Below are 20,473 nucleotides of genomic sequence, written 5' to 3' on the forward strand. Positions count from 1 at the left end.
TTTTCATTTTTACCTAATGTAGCATTTTTAAAGCTGCTGACGCATGTTTATGTGTAAATCGTATACGATTCTGTATAATTCGCTGTATACAACCTAAGGAGACTTAAAACACCCGATTTAACCCCACTAGTTAAGCCAAGTCTAGAATGAAGAACTTTAAGTGAGAAAAATATAACCCTGGATTCTTGCCTCTATCTTAATCCATCGTGGAGGTACACTAATCCATTGAAATTGTTTCCTCAATAATATGCCCTTCCACGGAGAACCCCCGTATCAGAAACATTGGATTGGGCAAAGAGTTGTTGGAAATTTTGAACGTTACCCTACCCTTCTTGCCTGAAACAAGTTTAGGCTTCCAATCTATTTCCTTAATGGGTAAGGGCTGCCTATCGAATTCATATAAGGGGGTATAGTACTTTATGGATTTGTCATACCCTTTTTTAACAACATGCCCTTGAAACAATTCTTCGATTCCCTTTTTATAGTTGTCCGTAGTGAAAACTTGGTAGGATCTATGTCCTCTAACGGACGCAACAAACACATTTTCAACATCGGTCATACGCAAATTCAGGTGGCGCAGGTCATCAGACCTGGCCGGTTTTCCATCAACAACCAATTGAGCCTCGTTGCCGCCAGCAGTTAAATACCATTCCTCACCATTCCAAGTGTTCAACACCACTCCATCCCTATTTAAAAATTGAAATATGTTATAGTTTTTGGAACGATAGGTATCTGAAATGTCCATATTGTAGTACAACCCAATATGGGAGACCAGGGGTTTGTATTTTTTAATTAATCTTTTGCGCTCCAGACGTCTTTTGCTCAATTGTTTTGTGCTCACCTCGACTTCATCCAAACGAGTTATGTTGTCATTGTCCAATTCGTCAAAAAAATCAGAAAAAGCCTCGCTCTCCAAGGCAGGAACATGCGGTTTTCGTAATGCATGCCATTTTAGCGGAAGTGAGATGCGAGTGACGGTATCCACGAACAAAGTTTGTGGCTTAATGGCCTCTGAACCATTTTCTAAGAATGCTATTTTAATACTGTCCCCTTTATAAATGAGTAGTTTTTTAAAGTCAAACTCCTTTTTTCCTTGAAGCGATATTTTATCAATAATCTCATCTTTATTGGACAACAATACCAGACTGTCCGATGCTATTGGACCTACTTTTCCTTTTAAATGAAAACCAAGTTCAAAGTCGTTTGTGACCTTCGGGTGAAGTTCTTGGATTATCTGTTGATACTGCACCCAGCCTTGGGTCAAAAGTAGGAGGTCTAAGTGCTCCAATCTTTTCTTGTTGTTTTCGTTGAAATAATAGAATGGTTTGTCAACATGTCCGCGGATGTAGGGTAACAGCAAATATGCCCCAACCATACTTGCCCTATTGATGTATGCGTAGTCATCATTAACGGAAAGTACCGAAACACTAAGATTGGTGCGTATGGGATGTTTTGTAACCCTATCCAAGGTAGTCAGTTCGTACAAAATGGAATCTTGCTCCTTTTTTATGGGTTGAAGCCCAATATTGGACCTAGGGCTATCAGGTCTTTCAACAAAGAACTTTCTTCCTAGAACTGGTGTGTCCCCTTTAAAAATGGTAACCGAATTGACACCATTTTGAAAGAGCTTTTTTTCGGCTATAATTTCAATCTTGTTTGATTTAATGGAATCAATTGACAAATAATCTATCAGCTGGTTTTTTTGATGTAACAAAAGGGAATAGTTTCCTTCAAAAGACCTTAGGGTATTTTCATTGGTCAGCAGCTGAATCATGACGCTATCCTGGGTTCTATTTGAGATGGATAAGGCAAAACCTGTTCTTTTAGCCTTTGGTAGTGCTTTTCGTATAACGGTATCCCTAATTTGAATAACGGCTTCGTAATGTTCGCCTTCCGCATAACCAAAACTGCATTTGGCCATTCCCAAATGTTCTTCAGAAAAACTGACAATTTTTTCTCTATTGGAATTGACCACATATCCTTCAAAACCGGTATGCTCACCATTCACCAAAGCCTTAATACCCATAGTATTTTCAACTCCCTCTAAGAAGTTCCCGCCTTCTGGAAAAAATTGGACATCATAGAGTGTGTTTGACAAACCTTCTCTCCTATAGGTCTTATCCAGCAGATCAAGCCGATGATGATACACGTTTTCCTCACCAAAATTCTTCATGTAGTTGGTATACGCTTGGAGGTATACATCTTTTCCGGGCAAGTCTTCGCTTAAAAAGAATTGTCCAACGCCGACACCTTTATTGATCAAAACATTGTTTGTCTCGATTAAATTGCCATCTGAATCAAATAAATCTACGTAAACCAACGTAGTGGTCAAGGCGGGCATGTTGGTTTTGGTTGCCACATATACTTTAAACCAGACTATATCTGTTTTGGGATAGATTTCCTTATTGGTATGGACATAGATTTTTTCAAAATAGGGCTGCTGATTTTTTAAAGGGGTAAGGATATTGGTCTCAAAAGTACTTTGAGCCATTAAGACTGTTGGAAGTGCAATTATGCATACTAGGGAAAAAAGGAGTTTCATCAAGACTTCCGTATATATTGCTCAAATTAAATAAAATTGTCAGAAAATTAAGCAAGAGGCGCTTGGCACCTTTAAACATTCCAAATAAAACCTTACTGATGCTAAGTAGCATTCAATATATGTGTTTTTTACTAACGGATTGGTCCCTTGCCTTTGTTTTATTGTGCTTTACCGATGTTCAGGTAAAAATCGTATACGATTCTGTATATTTAGCGATATGCAAACTTTGATACTTAGAAACCAGGTAAAATCCCATTTGCTCAATCAAATCCAAAACGGAAAGCTCCAAGTAGGTAGAACCATTAATCTTGCCCTATTATCGCGTCAATTAGGAGTAAGTGTAACTCCAATTCGAGAAGCATTAAGCCAGCTGGAGCAGTCCAGGGTCATTTGTGCTGTTCCCAACAGGGGTTTTGTAGTGACCCAACTCAGTAGGCAGGAGGCAAAGAATATCTATGAGACGGTTGCACAATTGGAAATTATGGCTGTGGAAGGGTCACAATATACCGATTCGGATATTGAGGCGTTGAGGAGGCAGCAAATCAGGCTTCAGCAATCCCATACTCCTTTTAAAAGATTAGAGGCCAGGTTTGATTTCCATCATATTTTAGTTAGAAATTGTACTAACACTGTATTGCTGCAAATTCTCGAGGATTTGAAAACCCGTTTGTTATTTTACGAGCAAGGATATGGTAATGATGCCAGTTTTTATGAAAATGTGGACAATCAAAATGAAGCAATAATTCATGCCATTGCAGAAAATAACGTTCCAACGGCGGCCTTAATCCTTAAAATGAACTGGATGGTGGTGCTGGAATACGTGGAGAAACAGTTGACTGCGTGACTTTTAAATACTAAAAGCAATACAACGGCGTTAATCCATAAAAGTCTCACTTATGCAATTCTTAAATAAGGAAATTGAATCCCTGGTCAAACGTAAGACAGCCAATTCATTGATCAAAAAGCAGATTTCTTGCGGTATTTTCCAAGACTTGGGAAAGCAAGAATTGGAAAGCGAGCAAACCCAGAAATCCAAGTAGATTTAATCCTCGAACAAGGAAGTATCCACCCCGGGAATCAAGCTCACCGCATTTTTATAGTACACCTTTTTCAGGACTTCGTTTGGTAAGTCTAAGCCATACATAGCCCAGAATGCATGGTATTTTTTATAGTAGGGAAAGTACTCATCCGCCGTTTCCAAAACCCTAAAGTATGTTGGGAACTCCTCCGGTTTCCAGCTGTCCTTTCCAAATAAAATCCTGTCCTGGTATTTAATGAAAAATTGTTTGGCCTGCCTGGGTTGACGTCCTAGTTCGGCTATAATCGCACCAATGCCCACGTACATATTGGGCATTTCGTCCATCAACTCACCTAACCTACCCAAATTATTGGCATACCATCCCATGTGGGCATTGATGAATTTGGTTTTGGGGTGTTTTTTAAACATCCTATGCTGCTCATCAATAATTTGTTGCCAAGGAGCGGGGTTGGTCGCTGAACGCTTTCTTCTAGGTCTGGTTTTCAGTTCCAACCATCTCTCGTTACTGCTATCCATAGGATCCCAGAACGATTTTGGGTCTGCGGCATGAATCAAAACAGGGATTCCCAATTCAGCGCACTTTTCCCAGACGGGATCTAATCTTGGGTCATCTATGGCCACCCGATTGCCCTCGTTATCCTTGTATCTTAATCCTAGACTTTTATAGATTTTAAGGCCTTTTGCACCACTTTTAACATCCAATTCCAATTGGGCCGCGGCCAGTTCTCCCCAGTTGGTGGTGCCTACTCCACTAAAGTCTACGTTGGCAAAAACAACAAATCGGTTGGGATAATTTTCATTCACATTTTTGAGTTTTGCCCTTAGCCCAACTCCCGAACCCCCACTCAGATTCACCATCACCCCCATGTTCATCTGATCCATATCGCTGATCAATTCGGACAAATCCTGGGATTCCATATTAAACTGATGGCTATGTACGTCAATAAAAGTGAATTTTGCCCTCTTCACAGGATTTTCCGGTACGACCAAGGTTGATTTTGGGTTGTATTCCTCAAAACCCATTTCTTGACCAGCAACAGTTCCAAATAAGACAAAAAAGATTAAAGTAGAACTATATATTTTCATTATTAACCTTTTGTTTTTCAGTTATATAACTATAATCATTAATTGTGTCCACATCAAGAGCTTTATCCATGGACGGAATGGATATACAATCATTTTTGTATTTGGAAATCATCTTTCTAGCTCCAAATTTTTGATCTAATCCAGACAACTCTTCAAACAGCGAAAAATGAAAAATTGCGGGAACCCCAAGTCCGTTTTCATATTCGGTGGCAACAATTTTACTAGAAGTGTCTAAAAAATTCGTTTTAAGCTCGGTCAAAAAAGAAGAATCTATTAATGGCTGGTCTGCAAGCATAATCAAAACTCCCTGTGCAATTTCAGCAGATCTCATTACCTCATTTATACCAATAGCAATAGAACTTCCCATTCCTGTTTTCCAATCAGGGTTATGGACAACATTTGCCTTTATCTCCATGGATTCCGATATGTGCTTGGCGTTAGCCCCCAAAACCACATAAACTTGCGAAGAAACAGGTTTGGCCTGTTCAATGGCATTCCCCAATAAGGTGGTCTTCCCCCAAGCTAAGAGCTGTTTAACAGTTCCTTGCATACGAGTAGATGCCCCAGCAGCCAAAATAATCGTTGAAATTTCTTTGGTCATGACCTAAGTGTGAATCCGACCCATTTTATGCTTCAATAATGTAGGTTCCTTCCCCCTTACCACGGTGAGAATCTCCGAAACCACTGAAATGGCAATCTCCTGCGGGGTTTCCGCACCAATATCAATTCCAGCTGGACCATGGACACTTTCCAAAAATTCCTCAGAAACATCTGGACAACGCTCCATAAGCTCATCAAAGAGTTTTTCCCTTCTTCTAAATGGACCCAAAAGACCAATGTATATTCCCTTTTGCTCCCTTAGGGCCATCAAGAACTGTAAATCCTTAACATAGCTATGGGTCATAACAACCACAGCGGTTTGATTGTCCAAAGTAGGTTGATAGCGTTCTGGTTCCACACTTATCAATTGTTTAATGCCTGGAAAATCTTTTTCGGATTTTTCTTCCCTAGGATTAGCCACAACCGTGACCTCCCAGCCTGTGGTGGTGGCATATTTGCACAATTGCACGGCATCATGTTCGGCTCCAATAATCACCAGTTGAAAACATGGGTGCATCTCCTGTTCAAATTGCAGTAGACCTTTACTATCTGAAACTTCCGAATTATTTATTGGATTTGAACCATTCTGGAAGTGAAACAACGTACCGTAATCTGGATTTTCGCCTGGCTCTTTTTTAAAATACGAACTGATGGAAAAGCTTTGACGTGTTTTGATGGTGTCCCAAAACTGGTCAAGGAACGCAGCGTCAGGGTTAAATTCTTCCAAAAGGATATAAAGAATGCCTTCGCAACCCAACCTGTACCTCCCATCGTAAACCATGACTTTGCTAAGGGCGGTGGCAAATACAGATTCCGCCTGTCTCAAAACTTCTTTTTCCACACATCCGCCACTTACGGCCCCTACCATATCTCCATTATCAAAGATCAGCATTCGAACCCCCGGTCTGCGGTACGATGAACCGTCCAATGCGACGACGGTGGCCAAAACCGATTTTCTTCCCAGTTTCTTTTTTTCTTCGAATTCTTGTACGATGTGCTTTAGCTCGTGCGTCATGAAACCATGTTTCTTGCTGGAATAAACGGAACCAATTGCTCTTCTTCTACCTTTTCTTGTGGCTTTAGGTTAATAAACCCATCTGCTTTGGAGAGCGCCATCAAATCTCCAGAACCTGTGGTGGAGATTCTTGTGGCCATCAGTTTTCCGTTGACCCAATCTACCCTAACTCCAATAAAAAGGGTAAGATCCGTGGTGTTTTCCGTTGGTTCTTTTAAAAATACATCAAATTGGGCGGAAGCCATTCCCAAAGTTTTGTTAAGCCAAGGTTTAAAATATACATGATAGCTTACAAAAGTGGAAACAGGGTTTCCAGGAAAGGAAAAAATGGTCGTGTTGGACTTTTTATGTTGTCCAAACCAAAAAGGTTTACCTGGGCGTTGACGAACCTTGTGAAATACTTTTTTCACTCCCAAAGCATCAAAAGTTTGGGGCAAGAAATCAAATTTGCCCTTGGACACTCCTCCACTCAACAACATCACGTCATAATTTTTTAAGATTTCTCCCAATTTATCTTTCAGGATGGATGGATTATCAATAAAGTGGAAGCAATCTGATGGAATTTGTAACCTTTTAAGCAAAGCTTGAAGGGTATGCACATTTGACTTTCGGATTTGATGAGGCGCAGGCTTCTCCTCCACATCAACCAACTCATTCCCTGTAGAAATAACGGCGATTTTGGGTAATTTTTTAACCTTGATTTTAGACTTTCCCACCGATGCCAAAACACCTATCTCTGCTTCGTTTATCTGGATTCCTTCCGGAAGCAGCACCTCTCCTTGGGCCACATCGCTTGCCTTATAATGAATGTTCTGTCCTTTTTTGACCGATTCACGAAGTGAAAAACCGTTATGCTTCTCTTCAAGGTGCTCGTACATGATCACGGTATCCGCATTTTTGGGAACCATGGCCCCAGTCATAACCTCAATACAATGTGAGGTATCCAAAAGTTGTTGTTGGGGACTCCCAGCCTGCGCCATTCCAGAAATCGGGAAGTTCTGGTTTGTTGACTTAATTCCAGTAAAATTTATGGCAATACCATCCTTGGTTGCTCTATCAAACGGAGGGAAATCTCTATCTGCGTAGATTGGCTCTGCCAAAATTCTTCCTAGTGAATCCGAAAGACCAACCTCCTCGGTACCAAAATTAGAGGAAAGATTCAGTACCTCTTGTAACGCATTTTCGTGTGAAATCATTATGAATTGTGGCTTAATGCCATCATTTGGTTCATCCCGCCCAAAACAGAATAAAACTGAATGTCAGGATAATTAGATTGCAGTTGTTTTACGGCTTGGGCACTTCGTTTCCCAGACTGACAAATGACATAGATTGTATCATTCACGATGAAATCAAACTGCTTTGAATCCAGTTGGTTTAATGGGATGTTTATGGCTTTGGATAAATGGTTGGCTTCAAATTCGGCAACCGTTCTAACATCAATCAATACATGTTCTGTTTTCAAGCCTCGGAGCTTCCGATACGCATCCGCTGAGATTTCGGGAATTACTTCACAATCAGGTGTTTCATAAAACTCTTGGAGCGCTTTGATTTCTTTGTTGACGGGATTCGTCTTAAAGTTGAATTTGCTCATTTGCTGGCTTAAGCCATCGTATATCAGCAACTTTCCTGATAATACTTCTCCTATACCAGCTATCAACTTAACAGCTTCCAAGGCTTGGAGCGTTCCTATTACCCCTGGAATCACCCCCAAAACCCCATTGTCATTACAATCAGGTACTTCTTCGGCGGTTGGCATATTGGGATATAAGCAGCGGTACGTGGGACCTTCTTTATAATTGAACATGCTCACATGTCCTTCAAAACCATGTAAAGCCCCATAAACAAAAGGCTTATTCAAAATAACACAGGCATCATTGATAAGATAGCGTGTTGGGAAGTTATCCGTAGCGTCTACCACCACATCGTATTCCGATATAATCCCAAGCGCATTTTCCTTCGTCAAAAGCGTATCGTAAAGCTCGAAAATGGTTTGCGAATTCTGTGCTTGCAATTTGTCATGGGCCACCTCCAATTTGGATTGTCCCAAATCTTTTTCCGTATATAATATTTGCCGTTGAAGATTATGCAGTTCCACAACGTCTTGATCCATTAGACCCAGGGTTCCCACCCCCATTGCATTTAGATATTGTACTACAGGTAGCCCCAATCCACCCAAACCAATGACCAAAACCTTGGCCTTGGTAAGCTTGTCCTGGCCATTAGGGCCAAAACCTTTTAAACGGGTCTGTCTGTCGTACCTAAAATCCATGCTATCCCAATTTGGATTTGGCAAATTCGTAATCGGATAACGAATTGGCATTGTATAATACTTCATCCTGATTGGGATGTACCAATTGTATATCTGAATTGATCAAAAATTTCCTGGGACAGGTGCCTTCGGTACTTTCCAAATGTGCAATGGATTTTTTAAGCCCCTCAGGCTCCCAAATGGTCACCAAGGGTTCTGGAAGACCGCTTTCTTGAGTAGCATATGAAGTGGCCAACATATCTGGATTTCGCTTCGCGGCCAAATCTTTTATGGACTCCAAATCCAAAAGCGGAAGGTCGCACGCCAAGACCATCCAAGCTACATTGGGATGTGCTTTATGGGCACTTAAAATTCCATTAAAGGGCCCACGATATTCATTTTGATCCACAATAATATTAAACTCATTTGAAACGGACGCCTGTTGCTCATCCCTCATACTCAGATAAACTTCTGCACAAACTTCTTCCAAAAGATGGTATAGATATTCCTGCTGCGGACGACCATGGTAGTTTATAAGGCCTTTATCAGAGCCCATACGCGTACTCTTGCCACCGGCAAGCACCAAACCATATAATTGTGGGATTTCCTTTGACATAAATTGAATTGGATTTTTGAATTAACCGCCGATGGAGGTCATGGAATTATCAAATACGGTTCGGGAATGTTCTTTTTGTGCTTCAAATCCCGTTTTGGCTCGTGACCCCACAGCTTTTAGGATGGCGTTTTCAACTCCTTCCTTAGCAGCTTCTCCTCGGATAATATCCCTGATATTTGTTTTAGGTTTCCCATAAAGACAGGTAATCACATCTCCTGTAGCCGTTATCCTTAATCGATTACAACTCCCGCAGAATGTACGGCTAAAAGAAGGGATAATTCCAAATGTTCCAGCATGCCCCGGGATTTTATAATTCACCGAAGTAGACGTTTTGGGGGATTCCAACTTCTCAAAATTTGGATAAGTATGAGCCACATGTTCCAAAATGGCTTTGTGGTCCCATTTGATACCATCAAAGTTTTTAGAGCCACCATTAAAAGGCATTTCCTCCAAAAACCTAACCGAAACCTTGTGATGTTTCATAACCTCCAAAATGGGGATAATGTCTTGTTCGTTCTGCCCCTCCAACACAATAAAGTTGATTCTCACATTAAATCCTTCGGTAATCAAACGTATTAAGTTGTTGTGGACGGTATCAAACTGGTTCCGACGTGTAATCCGCTCAAAGGTTTCCCTGTTGATGGAATCCAGACTCACGTTGATATTTCTAATCCCGAGTTCTTTTAACTCATCAATATGGGGGCCTATTACCGTAGCATTGGTCGTTACCGAAATATCATTCAGTCCGGACATTTTGGTCAAAGCCCTTAATAAGCGCATTAAATCTTTGCGTACAAAAGGTTCACCGCCCGTAATCCGAATTTTATCTATCCCCTGCCCTATAAGAACCTCGCTCACTTGGATGAGTTCATCGATTGTAAGGAGCTTATTGTTTTCCGCAAAATCAATTCCTTCTGACGGCATGCAATAGTTGCATCGGAGATTGCACCGATCCGTAACCGCAAGTCTTAAATAATTGATTTGTCTGTTGTGATTGTCTATCAGCATAGTTCAGCTTCTCTACCTAAGTGCAAGATACTACTTTGCCCACAGTTAACCTCCGCTAACTGGCGGGATAAGTGCAATTTCGTCATAAGCGTCTATGGATGTTTCATCTTGGGCGTAGGCATTGTTTACAGCAACTGCCAAGGAAGAAAGCTTATTGAGTTCCGGATAGGTTTCCCCTAGGAACTCTTTAAGCTCTTTGACTGTTTTTGGAATTTTTCTGCCTGTAGCGCTAGCTGTGGGAACGGACAAGGTGGAGCTGCCCACTATGTCCTTGGTTATCCCGAACAACAGTATTGTCATAAAATCAACCTATTACTTCCTTTTCAGGTACTTTTAAAAGTTCTGGATTTTTGGTGAATGGTTGTTGATATAGCCTATTGCCCGTAGCTGCCTTGAATGCGTTGGCAATAGCCCCTCCAGCTGGTGGCAAAGTTGGTTCACCCAAACCTGTTGGAGAAAGCTCATTCATGATGAAATGGGTTTCCACTTCAGGAACCTCTCGCATTCTAATGAGTCTGTATTTATCAAAGTTCTGGGCATGTCCTTTTCCACCATCAAAGGTAAAATCACCGTACATGGAATGCCCTACCCCATCAATTACACCACCTTCTGCTTGATTGGCTGCTCCTGTCGGATTCACCACAATTCCGCAATCGACAACACAAGTTATTTTCTTGACCACGGGTTCACCATTTTCAATCTCTACATCGGCCACCTCCGCTACATGGGAGTTGTGGCAATAGTAATTCACAAATCCTTGGTAAACATGACTGGGTTTGGTACCCCAACCAGATTTTTCAACAGCAACCTTGATGACCTCTTTCATTCGTTCAGGAGAATACTGGATGCGTTCATCCGCTTCAGCATCTACTTTGTCCAACAAATCCAAGCGCATCTGAATCTTGTCCACTTCCATTAGTTCTGCAAGCTCATCAAAGAAGCTTTGCTCTGCCGATGCCAAGAAATTGGTATAAGGTGCTCTCCAAGCTCCGGTGGTAATGTTACTGTCATAAGCCGCGGAATCCACTTGGTAATTTTCAATGGCACCTGCCGGAAAGAAATTCGGAATCAATCCGTACATACCATCATTGATAGCAGCTTCTTTTAGATGATAAGCTGTGATTTTCCCATCTTTGATTCCTGCTTTGATTCGGTATTTGATAGCAGGTCTATAAACTCCGATTCCCATATCATCTTCCCGGGTGAATACCACTTTTACCGGTTTTCTTATGGCATCGGATACTTCGGCAGCCTCAATAACGAAATCCCCAAACAAACGTCTACCAAATCCGCCACCCATACGGGTCATTTCCAGAAGGATGTCTTTTTCTTCCCTTCCCAACATTTTGGCAACCAAACCAGCTTTCCAAGCAGGGGTTTGAATAGGCCCTACCAGATGCACTTTTTCATCCGTTACATCTGCATAGAAATTCATAGGTTCCAGACAGTTGTGTGGTAAGAAGGGTGATTCATAGGTACGTTCCAGAATCTCATCCGCCTCTGCAAAAGCCTTTTTTACATCCCCATCGGAACGCATGGTATTGAACTCGTTTCCGTCCAGGAGAGCGGTAAGTTTTTTATCGTGATCCTCCGTGCTTTCAACCGTAGTATCATCCTCCCAAACCGCTTCAATAGCTTCTTTGGCCTTAAAGGCTTGCCAAGTTGTCTCTGCTATCACCGCTATTTTATCACTTGAGGAAATCTTGCTTCCAAAACCTGGGTCTTCGGCCAACAGGTTTCTCACCTTTTCACCAATTTTGACCACATCAATCACTCCTGGCATGCCTTTCGCTTTGCTGTCGTCATAGGAAACCAACTTTTTCCCAAAGGCAGGAGGTCTAACCAAAGCGGCATAAACCATACCCTCAGCTTTATAGTCCAATCCAAAGAGCGGTTTGCCGGTTGTGATCTTATCTATATCCACGTTGGTGGCACTTTTCCCCATGATTTTATAATCCTTAGGGTCTTTTAAGGCCACTTCTTCCGGGACTTCCAGCAATGCAGCCTCGTTGACCACATCCCCGTATCCCAAAGTTTCTCCGGCCGCGTTGGCAATAACACCTTCACTTACGGTGCACTCGGCGGCATCCACGCCCCATCGTGCAGCTGCGGCATTGACCAACATTTGTTTTGCCGTTGCCCCGGTTTGCCTAAGTGCATCCCAACCAAAACGAATGGATTGGCTACCACCCGCTACTTGTCGCTGGTAATTTTCAGTATCCAATATGCCCTGTTCCACGTAGACATCCTTCCAGGACACATCCAGCTCTTCAGCTATGATCATGGGCATGGAGGTCTTTACGCCTTGTCCAATTTCAGGGTTTGGAGAATATATGGTTACCGCGCCATTATCTGCAATCTTGATAAAGGCGTTAAAGTCGTTGTAATTCAGAAGTGAAAGATCCACAGGCGGTTCGGCCTTGGGTTTACACGCCTGAAAAAGATTAAAGCCGATCAGCATTCCGCCCCCAGCCAAGGAGGAAGTACGCATAAAGGCCCTTCTACTAAATGTTATTGTTGAATTTGATGACATTTTGATGTTTTTAGAGGTGGTTTACGTTGTGTTGGAATCAGCCCATGTTCTCGGCAGCAGTCAAAACCGCTTTCTTGATTCGGGTGTAAGAAGCACATCTGCAAATGTTTCCGTGCATGGCATTTTTAACTTCCTCTTCCGTTGGATTTGGGTTGTTTTCCAAAAAGGCTGTTGCGGTCATGATCTGACCTGCTTGACAATAGCCACATTGTGGTACATCCACTTCTTTCCAGGCTTGCTGTACAGGATGCGATCCATCCTCGGATAGTCCTTCGATAGTGGTAATGGACTTTCCATCCACTTGGGCAAGGGTCAAGGAACAACTTCGCATGGCGGTTCCATCTACATGAACTGTACAAGCACCGCACTGCCCTATTCCACAACCATATTTTGTGCCCACTAGATCGAGATGATCCCTGAGCACCCACAATACTGGAGTGTCCTCGGCTACATCCACTGTTTTGGACTCCCCGTTTACTTTAATTTGATACGTTGGCATAGTTTAATTGTATTGATTGATATTAGAAAGATTCAGTTGAAGTTACCAAAAATTGAATGGACTGGTTTTTTTTTAACAGGAACGCACTTTTTTTAACTTTTCTTTAATGGTTATGAGCAATTTGAAAATAATTTTCATGCTATTTGTGCGTTAAGCAATCAGAACCTCAAACTTTTGAAAATGAAAATTCCTTTCAAGATTTTTCCTGTTTACCTTTTTGTTTTGTTGATCGCATCTTGCGGAAATGCCGATGACGATGTCAGTTTTGACATCAACCATCAAGAATTGGGGCTTGGCCAGGAGCCTGACAACTGCTTGGGTTTTGAAGACAATGAACTATTGTTGTCCATCCAGGATCAATTTACCACCTTACCTGGTAAGGTCTCTATATTATTTAGGGTATCCGATGTGCTTGGAAATCCCATTTCGGGATTGGAGGCCAATCAGTTTACCATCTATGAACAGGGGCGCAATGACGATTGCTTCAATACGATTTCATCTTCGGAGTCCTTGGCGCGTATCTCTCCAAATTCCCAAGTATTCAGCAACAACACCTTGTTGATTTTGGATTTGAGCAATAGTGTTCTTGAAAACAGTCTCGAGGAGCTTAAATCGGCTTCAACAAGTTTTATAAATAATGTAATGCCGAGCCCCGAAACAGATTCGTTTAAAATGGGAATCTATTGGTTTGATGGGGAGGATGAATTGCATTTGCTCAACGACCTTACCTCTTCATCCGCTGAATTGGTCACTGCCATTTCAGGCATTACCACTGATATCAGCAACGATCCTTCAACGGATTTATATGGAGCGGTCATAAAAGCTACAGGTAAAGCAGAAGAGTTGATTCAAGCCAACAACCAACAAAGTGTAATTGGAGCTGCGTCCGTGGTCATTTTTACGGATGGAACGGATCAGGCGTCCCGGTATACGGAGCAAGCAGCTTTAAAGGCAGTTACTGATGCGGATCGGAATATTTCTTTCTTTACCATTGGTCTTGGTGCTGAAATTGACACCGAAGTTTTAACGGATATTGGACGCACAGCTAGTGTTTTTGCAGGGAATAAGGAAGAATTGGAGGCCACTTTCACCCAAATTTCGCAGCGAGTATCAGAACAGGCCAATAGCTTTTATTTATTTGAATACTGCACCCCTAAGCGAGATGGAAGTGGAGATAACAATTTGGTAATTCAATTGACACATTCCGGGCTTCAAGGTGCCGTGCAAACCAAATTCAGTGCCACTGGGTTCACTGGAGGATGTGAATAGTTTTTTGAAAGACTTCGGACTTACGGATTCTGATTTATCTGTATCTTTCGCTTCACTAAAATTTTATATCATGATTTCTATCTCTAATCGATGGGCTGTCCTAAGTGTTGCCCTACTGCTCTCATCACTAACATTCGCCCAAAAAGCAAACCCCTTGGAAGGAAGATGGGATTTGGAAGTGGAGTTCAACGGTAAAACCGTTCCTTCTTGGTTGGAGATAAGAAAGTCTGGGGTGGCTACTTTGATAGGTAGGTATGTATCCTACAACGGAAGTGCCAGGCCTATTGCTGAAGTGGTTACCAAGGACAACGGATTTTCATTCGTGATTCCCCGTCAATGGGAACCCGAGGGGCAAGACATGAAAATTGAAGGGAAATTGGATGGAAACGCTTTAAGTGGAACAATGACCTATACGGATGGCTCTGTGCATTCATGGAAGGGAGTTAAATCTCCAAAACTACCCCATAACGCCAATCCAGAATGGGATGAACCCATAGCGTTGTTTAATGGTGAAAACTTGGATGGATGGCACACTGATGGTGAAAACCAATGGGTAATCAAAAATGGAATTCTTACCAGTCCACAAGCTGGCGCCAATTTGATAAGTGACCAGAAATTCGGCGATTTTAAATTACATGCAGAATTCCGTTTCCCTGAAGGAAGTAACAGCGGAATCTACCTTCGTGGTAGGTACGAAGTACAAATTGCCGACAATGCCGGATTGGAGCCTTCCGATATCTATTTTGGTGGAATCTATGGGTTTTTGGAACCCAATGAAAATGCGGCCAAACCTGCCAATGAATGGCAGACCTATGACATAACCTTAATTGGCAGACGGGTGACCATTGTGGCCAATGGTAAAACTATTATCAGTGATCAAACGATTCCCGGTATCACCGGTGGAGCCCTAGATAGTAGGGAATGGGAACCCGGGCCGATTATGATCCAGGGTGATCATGGCCCGGTTGAATTCCGCAGTTTTAAGGTGGCCCCTGTTAAGACTTTAGATTATTAATTAAATCTGAAGTTTTATTTTAATGCCTTAAGCTTAATATTTCTCCATTTTACTTTGATACCCCCACCGTCATGGATTTGAAGGGCTACCGCTCCTTCCCCCTGACCAATTTTTTCGTCGGAAATATGAACCATTTCAACTCCGTTGAGCCAGGAAGTAACGCTTGGGCCGTTAGCAACTATTTTTAAGGTATTCCATTCCCCCATTTTTAAGGCCTTTTCCTTTTCTGCATCCGGCTTAATCAACCAACCACGACCATAGGATTCATAAATACCTCCTGTATGTTTGTTTGGTGGCGCTACTTCTACCTGCCAACCAGAAACCTTGGTTCCTTCAAACGTAGAGCGAATAAAAACACCGCTGTTACCATCACTTTCTTGCTTGAACTCAAGCGTAAGCTCAAAATTCTTATAGTTTTGCTCCGTACTTAGATACCCATATTCAGCTTTTGGCCCACTTTCGCATACCAACAATCCATTTTCAACATACCATTTTTCGGATCCATGATTGACCCATCCATCCAGGTTTTCCCCATTGAAAAGGTCAATGGTTTGCTGCTGGGAATTTCCAATAAAGCAGGCAAACAGTAGGGCAAATAACAAAGTGTAATTTCTCATGATTTTGAATTCAGTTTATAGCATTGAAGGCTTGAAGGTAGGAATTTAGGCAAGCAATACGCTTTTGGGGGTAGGGTTTTTAGACCAACAGTTGTTCTATTTATACAGACAACAACTAATTGCATCCCAATAACTAAGAAGAAGTTTAACTCAAACAAAATGTCATGGATGTAGTAAAAGAAATAATCAGAAATAGCGCTATTGGCCCATTTTCCAAAAGATTTCAGGGAATGGTGCTCTCCTTGTTTGCTTCCATTGTTTGTACCCTGTTCATCATGCTTGTACTGCTATTGAGATACGGATCGGAAACCAATATCCAGTTTGGATACTAACGATACATTAAACCGTTTCCAAAATTCTGATGCTCCAAATCCTGGGATAAATCCAGCAAGAATCCATTGATCACGGCATGCGTGATGACACCTTCCTTTTCCAAGAAGAACGTCGGGTTTTGTCCCACCGCCAATTTAAAACTTGGCAATTGATATCCCAATTGAATTTGGTTGATGGGTTCACTTGTGAAGGCATTGGAACTTATTTTGTTGGACGACAGATATCCGATCCCCTGCTTTAACGCACCCAAAATACCCCCAAGATTTTTGGGTTCACCCTGAAAAACATTGGGCGGTACTATAGTATATCCGGATGCATCAAAAGTTTCGTACCCATAATAGGTGGAAAGGTCCCCTTGATCTACAATCATGCTTTTGTAGTAGAAGTCTTGATGTCCTTCCAAGTCCACTTCCCGTCGATGAATACCTAAATCCAAAATATAATCGTTGCCCATGAGCTTGTAGGTCACATTTTCCAACTTTAAGTCAAACAGTTTGCGGTCATTTCTTGGAATCTTTTCGTAATCTTCAATGGGGATGTCCACATAGCTTTCTTTGGCTATGGTGTACAAGGCCGACAAAATGGAAACATAGTTTAGTTTTCGGATTTCCTGTTTTTCCACATCATTGCGATAACCTCCGGATTCAATTAAAATTAAGCTGGTGCCCCATTTGGCGATATTGTCCCCAAATGCCCGTGGTTCAAAATCGTCGCTATAACGTCCAACTTGCCCAGGAGCATAGTTTTGGATGATGTTGTTCATATACACAATGACTTTCATGGCGTTGGAACGCACTTCATTGATGTCTTTTTCATAATTATAGGCCGTTGCCAAATAGGAAATGGTAGCTGGCTTGTCCGTTAGTTCTGCATTATAATAGGTGCTTTGATCATGCAAATTGAAACCAAACTTGGCATCCAAGCTATCCCTGATCCGTTTTAAGGTGCGTCCTTCGGGAGATTGCAATCGCAAGGCATCCCTATTGATATCGATTCCCAATGCATTGCGTCTTTGATAAACCTCCGCCCCATCTGGATTGAGCATGGGCAAAAAGTGAAGTTTCAGTTTCGATAAAATCTCTTGCTTTTCATCTTTAAAATCACGGGCGTCCAGAAAATTCAAAATATCAAAAATGGACTGGGTGGCCGTGGGCTCATCGCCGTGCATTTGGGACCATAAAAAAATGTTTTGATCGCCGCTTCCAATACTAATTAGCTTTAAATCCCGCCCTTCAATGGACTCCCCTACTTTTTGAACCTCAAATTTTGGATTGGCTTCAAACCTTTGAATCAGTGGCTGTAATTGATTATACTTAATTCGTCTCTTGTTAAGCGTGGGCTCTTTGTAGGTTTCGTAGGTTTCGTAAAGTTTGGAGGTGATAGTTTCTTGGGCTTGGCAATTGAAGCCTAGAAACCAAATTAAGACAACAGCAATAATTCTTAACATATTATTGTTTTGTGGGAACGGGTTTAAAATTAAATTTTTTTGTGGCCTTACGTACCTTTTCCATAAAATCAGTTCCAGGATCCGTTTTTTCGGTACGATAACCGTCATCCACTTCCAACCATAAGGGGTGATTTTCAAAAAGGGTGTATTCATAGTGACCAATGAGGTAATCAATGTTGTATTTGCCTGCCAAATACTCAACCAAATAAATATTGGACTTCAACTGTTCCTTGGTCAAAGGAGTTTCTGCAGTACCCCCTACATTTTCCACGCCAATGGCGCAATGGTTAAGTCCAATGACATGCCTGGCCATGGTGGTTTCATCCATCAATCTGTAAATGGTCCCATCCCTATCAATCAAAAACTGGGTGGAGACATTCAACCCGCTTACGCCTTTAATATCCGGTCTCCAGTTAGGTAAGGTCGGATTTTCAAATGCCTCAAAAGAGCCCTGTAATGTTGGGATGGCCGTCCAATGGAGCACAATCATTTTTGGGACAATTTCGGGTATGTCCTGCTCCAAATTATAGCGTTGTTTCAAATATTCTTTGGTGAGGGCTATCCGTTCCTCATTAAAAACAATTGGTTTATCCTTAATTTCCTTTGTAGCAGAGCAGGCATTGAATACCACTGCCAAAATCAATAGTCCAATTTTTTTACCCATTTGGTTCAATTTTAATTTTGATTGGATGAATCTGCACTAATGGCATAGCATATATTCAGGCGTTGTTTTCCCCATTGCCTTGCTTTTCCAATGTCGTTTCCCATGTAAATATCAATCCTGTTCTTCCACCTTCGGTGCATTTTATCTTTTACATAAAAAGTGTCCGGAAAAGTATCTATCAACACCATGGTGTTGTGTTTTAGTCCAATTTTAAGTAAATCCCTAGAAACCGCAATACACTTCATACCCGGTTTTAGGGTGTCACCCCAAGCTGCAATATTGGGATTGCCTTCGGTTTGCCAGGACACTGAATTGTAAGCGGAAACAACCACTTCATGACCATACCATTGATAGTTATCGACCACCTTTTCCTCCTTTACGGGTTGGGCACATCCATAGCATCCAACAACCACTAAAATACCTAATATGTATTGGAACTTATTCAATCAATTTGTTTTCCAGAACAAGCAGGTCAACGTTGTTTTCCTCCCATTGCTTGGACAAAATTTCCGGAACCGGGGTGAAAACATAGGTAAAGCTACTCAAAACAATATCCTCATCTCCGTCTTGATCCGTATCCAAGGCATCCATCAAGAACCAGCGACCTACGTTTGGTTCTTTAATGGTCTTAGTGGAAAAATCAAAAGTAGTTGCATCCAGGTTATCCAAATAAACAAAAGAGAGTTCAGGCGCATTTTCATAATCCGGAAAGCTACTGATCAATCCAAAATCCAAATCCCCATCCTGATCAAAGTCCCGGGCCAACACCCTGGTAGCGCCATATAAAGGATAAAAAAAGGCTTCAGAAAATGAGTTTGTTCCATCATTTAGGTGGATTCGCATACCATGATAGGGTTTGTGAACATAGGACTTGTCCGCATTGTCTCCGTTAACGGTGATAATATCGTTATAGCCATCCTTATTGTAATCCGCCAACTCAAACCAACTACTGCCGTATACTGGGCTGAACTCAAGCACCTTTTCTGCCCTAAACTGCAAGTTTTCCGTTTGATACAGTATGGTAATACTTTCGTTTCCTTGGGAAGTAAGGGTAATCAAATCCAATTTTCCGTCCTTGTCCATATCCTTGCAGAGGGTACGAATACAACCTGGCTGGTTAAGCAAGGTCTGTTTTTTGTATTTGCCCGATTCCTCTTGCATCAAGATGGACAGCTGTCCCGTTTCATCACCAAATTCACTGACCACCATTTCAACTGTGCCATCACCGTCCAAATCTTCCATTAGGGTATGCACAGGTCTATGCAACACATGATTGATGGATTTTACCTCTCCATTTTTTTTGGAAATGAGCTTGCCGTGTTCCTGCTCAGAGGGGTCAAGGATCCCAACTTCCGTAATGATTGCCAGGGAATCGCTCTGGTTATACCAGGTTACGGGCGTACTTCCATTAAATAAAGTGTCAATATTTTGACTTTGAAAGTCATACGCATTTAAGTGCCCTTGGATATCCCCGTAAAAAATCTGATTTCCACCTTCTGAGGCCTGCAAATAAGAAATCAATGCCCCATTTTGTCCATCCAAGGCAAGCGTTCTTGGTTCGAACGAATCCAGAAATTCCGAAGGTGGATTTTTAGTGGGCTCCAGCTCTTCGGGTGCCATTTCAACGATATATTTTTCCAATGAAATCCAATCCGCCAATTTGATTTTAGGGCGAAATCCTGACTGCACTTGGTTGGGACCTCGATGCATCTCTTCAATTTCCATTCTCGCAAGCATATCGGGGAGCACACCATTTTTCCATATATCCTTGGGTAAGTGTTCAATTTTGGGCAATATATGGCAACTGGCACAGTATTGCTGGTACAACACCTCCTCCCTTTTGGGTTTTTCAGGGGCGCAGGAATGAAATATAAAACAAACTGAAAACAAAATTGGTGTGAACTGGAGCGCTTTTCGAATGCTGGTCATTTACTATGCTTGA

21 protein-coding genes are annotated in these 20,473 nt (G+C 41.8%); 5 read left to right on the forward strand and 16 right to left on the reverse strand.

The window, feature by feature from the left end:
• Positions 1 to 217 precede the first annotated feature (217 nt).
• Entirely contained in the window at positions 218 to 2,491 is a 2,274-nt protein-coding gene (locus ACRHOZ_RS05845) for a hypothetical protein (protein WP_431123389.1), read from the reverse strand.
• Between the two features lie 268 nt (positions 2,492 to 2,759).
• On the opposite strand from ACRHOZ_RS05845, the gene ACRHOZ_RS05850 reads away from it, so the two are divergent.
• Positions 2,760 to 3,386: a GntR family transcriptional regulator gene (locus ACRHOZ_RS05850; RefSeq protein ID WP_431123392.1), complete on the forward strand. Its 627-nt coding sequence runs from the start codon at positions 2,760 to 2,762 to the stop codon at positions 3,384 to 3,386.
• Between the two features lie 52 nt (positions 3,387 to 3,438).
• The gene (locus ACRHOZ_RS05855; protein WP_420399597.1) at positions 3,439 to 3,582 is read left to right on the forward strand and encodes a hypothetical protein; all 144 of its coding nucleotides are present in this window, start codon (positions 3,439 to 3,441) and stop codon (positions 3,580 to 3,582) included.
• Positions 3,583 to 3,584: 2 nt separating this feature from the next.
• On the opposite strand, the gene ACRHOZ_RS05860 is transcribed toward ACRHOZ_RS05855, so the two are convergent.
• From ACRHOZ_RS05860 to ACRHOZ_RS05905, 10 genes are read right to left on the reverse strand one after another with little or no spacing between them, the layout of a single operon-like run.
• Positions 3,585 to 4,667 (reverse strand): amidohydrolase family protein, encoded by a 1,083-nt coding sequence (locus ACRHOZ_RS05860; RefSeq protein ID WP_431123394.1) that lies wholly within the window; start codon positions 4,665 to 4,667, stop codon positions 3,585 to 3,587.
• Entirely contained in the window at positions 4,654 to 5,268 is a 615-nt protein-coding gene (locus ACRHOZ_RS05865; RefSeq protein ID WP_431123396.1) for a nucleotidyltransferase family protein, read from the reverse strand. The genes ACRHOZ_RS05860 and ACRHOZ_RS05865 overlap by 14 nt, the downstream gene beginning before the upstream one ends.
• A gap of 3 nt (positions 5,269 to 5,271) precedes the next feature.
• A complete protein-coding gene (locus ACRHOZ_RS05870) occupies positions 5,272 to 6,282 on the reverse strand; it encodes an XdhC family protein (protein WP_431123399.1) in 1,011 nt (336 codons plus the stop codon).
• Positions 6,279 to 7,478, reverse strand: a complete 1,200-nt coding sequence (locus tag ACRHOZ_RS05875; protein WP_431123401.1) for a molybdopterin molybdotransferase MoeA — start codon at positions 7,476 to 7,478, stop codon at positions 6,279 to 6,281. The genes ACRHOZ_RS05870 and ACRHOZ_RS05875 overlap by 4 nt, the downstream gene beginning before the upstream one ends.
• Positions 7,478 to 8,551, reverse strand: coding sequence for a ThiF family adenylyltransferase (locus tag ACRHOZ_RS05880; RefSeq protein ID WP_431123403.1), 1,074 nt, complete (start codon positions 8,549 to 8,551; stop codon positions 7,478 to 7,480). The genes ACRHOZ_RS05875 and ACRHOZ_RS05880 overlap by 1 nt, the downstream gene beginning before the upstream one ends.
• A gap of 1 nt (position 8,552) precedes the next feature.
• Positions 8,553 to 9,146, reverse strand: coding sequence for an NTP transferase domain-containing protein (locus ACRHOZ_RS05885; RefSeq protein WP_431123405.1), 594 nt, complete (start codon positions 9,144 to 9,146; stop codon positions 8,553 to 8,555).
• A 21-nt stretch (positions 9,147 to 9,167) separates the two neighbouring features.
• Positions 9,168 to 10,154 (reverse strand): GTP 3',8-cyclase MoaA, encoded by a 987-nt coding sequence (gene moaA, locus ACRHOZ_RS05890; protein WP_431123407.1) that lies wholly within the window; start codon positions 10,152 to 10,154, stop codon positions 9,168 to 9,170.
• 45 nt (positions 10,155 to 10,199) lie between these two features.
• A complete protein-coding gene (locus ACRHOZ_RS05895) occupies positions 10,200 to 10,454 on the reverse strand; it encodes a MoaD/ThiS family protein (RefSeq protein ID WP_138832906.1) in 255 nt (84 codons plus the stop codon).
• 4 nt (positions 10,455 to 10,458) lie between these two features.
• Positions 10,459 to 12,687 carry a molybdopterin cofactor-binding domain-containing protein gene (locus ACRHOZ_RS05900; RefSeq protein ID WP_431123410.1) on the reverse strand — a complete coding sequence of 743 codons (2,229 nt, stop codon included), beginning with the start codon at positions 12,685 to 12,687 and terminating at the stop codon, positions 10,459 to 10,461.
• Positions 12,688 to 12,724: 37 nt separating this feature from the next.
• A complete protein-coding gene (locus ACRHOZ_RS05905) occupies positions 12,725 to 13,186 on the reverse strand; it encodes a (2Fe-2S)-binding protein (protein ID WP_420399588.1) in 462 nt (153 codons plus the stop codon).
• A 180-nt stretch (positions 13,187 to 13,366) separates the two neighbouring features.
• On the opposite strand from ACRHOZ_RS05905, the gene ACRHOZ_RS05910 reads away from it, so the two are divergent.
• Both ACRHOZ_RS05910 and ACRHOZ_RS05915 read left to right on the forward strand, forming a co-directional pair.
• Positions 13,367 to 14,455, forward strand: a complete 1,089-nt coding sequence (locus ACRHOZ_RS05910) for a vWA domain-containing protein (protein WP_431123413.1) — start codon at positions 13,367 to 13,369, stop codon at positions 14,453 to 14,455.
• 70 nt (positions 14,456 to 14,525) lie between these two features.
• Entirely contained in the window at positions 14,526 to 15,470 is a 945-nt protein-coding gene (locus ACRHOZ_RS05915) for a 3-keto-disaccharide hydrolase (RefSeq protein ID WP_431123416.1), read from the forward strand.
• A gap of 14 nt (positions 15,471 to 15,484) precedes the next feature.
• Here ACRHOZ_RS05915 and ACRHOZ_RS05920 read toward each other — a convergent pair whose 3' ends face one another.
• Positions 15,485 to 16,087 (reverse strand): 3-keto-disaccharide hydrolase, encoded by a 603-nt coding sequence (locus tag ACRHOZ_RS05920; protein WP_431123419.1) that lies wholly within the window; start codon positions 16,085 to 16,087, stop codon positions 15,485 to 15,487.
• 164 nt (positions 16,088 to 16,251) lie between these two features.
• Between ACRHOZ_RS05920 and ACRHOZ_RS05925 the strand changes: the two genes are divergently transcribed.
• On the forward strand, positions 16,252 to 16,419 hold the full coding sequence (locus ACRHOZ_RS05925) for a hypothetical protein (protein WP_161991901.1): 168 nt from the start codon (positions 16,252 to 16,254) through the stop codon (positions 16,417 to 16,419).
• On the opposite strand, the gene ACRHOZ_RS05930 is transcribed toward ACRHOZ_RS05925, so the two are convergent.
• From ACRHOZ_RS05930 to ACRHOZ_RS05945, 4 genes are read right to left on the reverse strand one after another with little or no spacing between them, the layout of a single operon-like run.
• Positions 16,416 to 17,867, reverse strand: a complete 1,452-nt coding sequence (locus ACRHOZ_RS05930) for a M14 family zinc carboxypeptidase (RefSeq protein ID WP_431123423.1) — start codon at positions 17,865 to 17,867, stop codon at positions 16,416 to 16,418. The genes ACRHOZ_RS05925 and ACRHOZ_RS05930 overlap by 4 nt on opposite strands.
• Position 17,868: 1 nt before the next feature.
• Entirely contained in the window at positions 17,869 to 18,531 is a 663-nt protein-coding gene (locus tag ACRHOZ_RS05935; RefSeq protein WP_431123425.1) for a peptidoglycan recognition protein family protein, read from the reverse strand.
• A gap of 11 nt (positions 18,532 to 18,542) precedes the next feature.
• The gene (locus ACRHOZ_RS05940) at positions 18,543 to 18,977 is read right to left on the reverse strand and encodes a 3D domain-containing protein (RefSeq protein WP_431123428.1); all 435 of its coding nucleotides are present in this window, start codon (positions 18,975 to 18,977) and stop codon (positions 18,543 to 18,545) included.
• Complete coding sequence (locus ACRHOZ_RS05945) at positions 18,970 to 20,460, reverse strand: FG-GAP repeat domain-containing protein (protein WP_431123431.1); 1,491 nt, start codon at positions 20,458 to 20,460, stop codon at positions 18,970 to 18,972. Before ACRHOZ_RS05945 ends, ACRHOZ_RS05940 begins: the two co-directional genes overlap by 8 nt.
• Positions 20,461 to 20,473 lie beyond the last annotated feature (13 nt).

It is taken from the genome of Flagellimonas flava (genome assembly GCF_050617915.1).
GTDB lineage: Bacteria > Bacteroidota > Bacteroidia > Flavobacteriales > Flavobacteriaceae > Flagellimonas > Flagellimonas flava_A.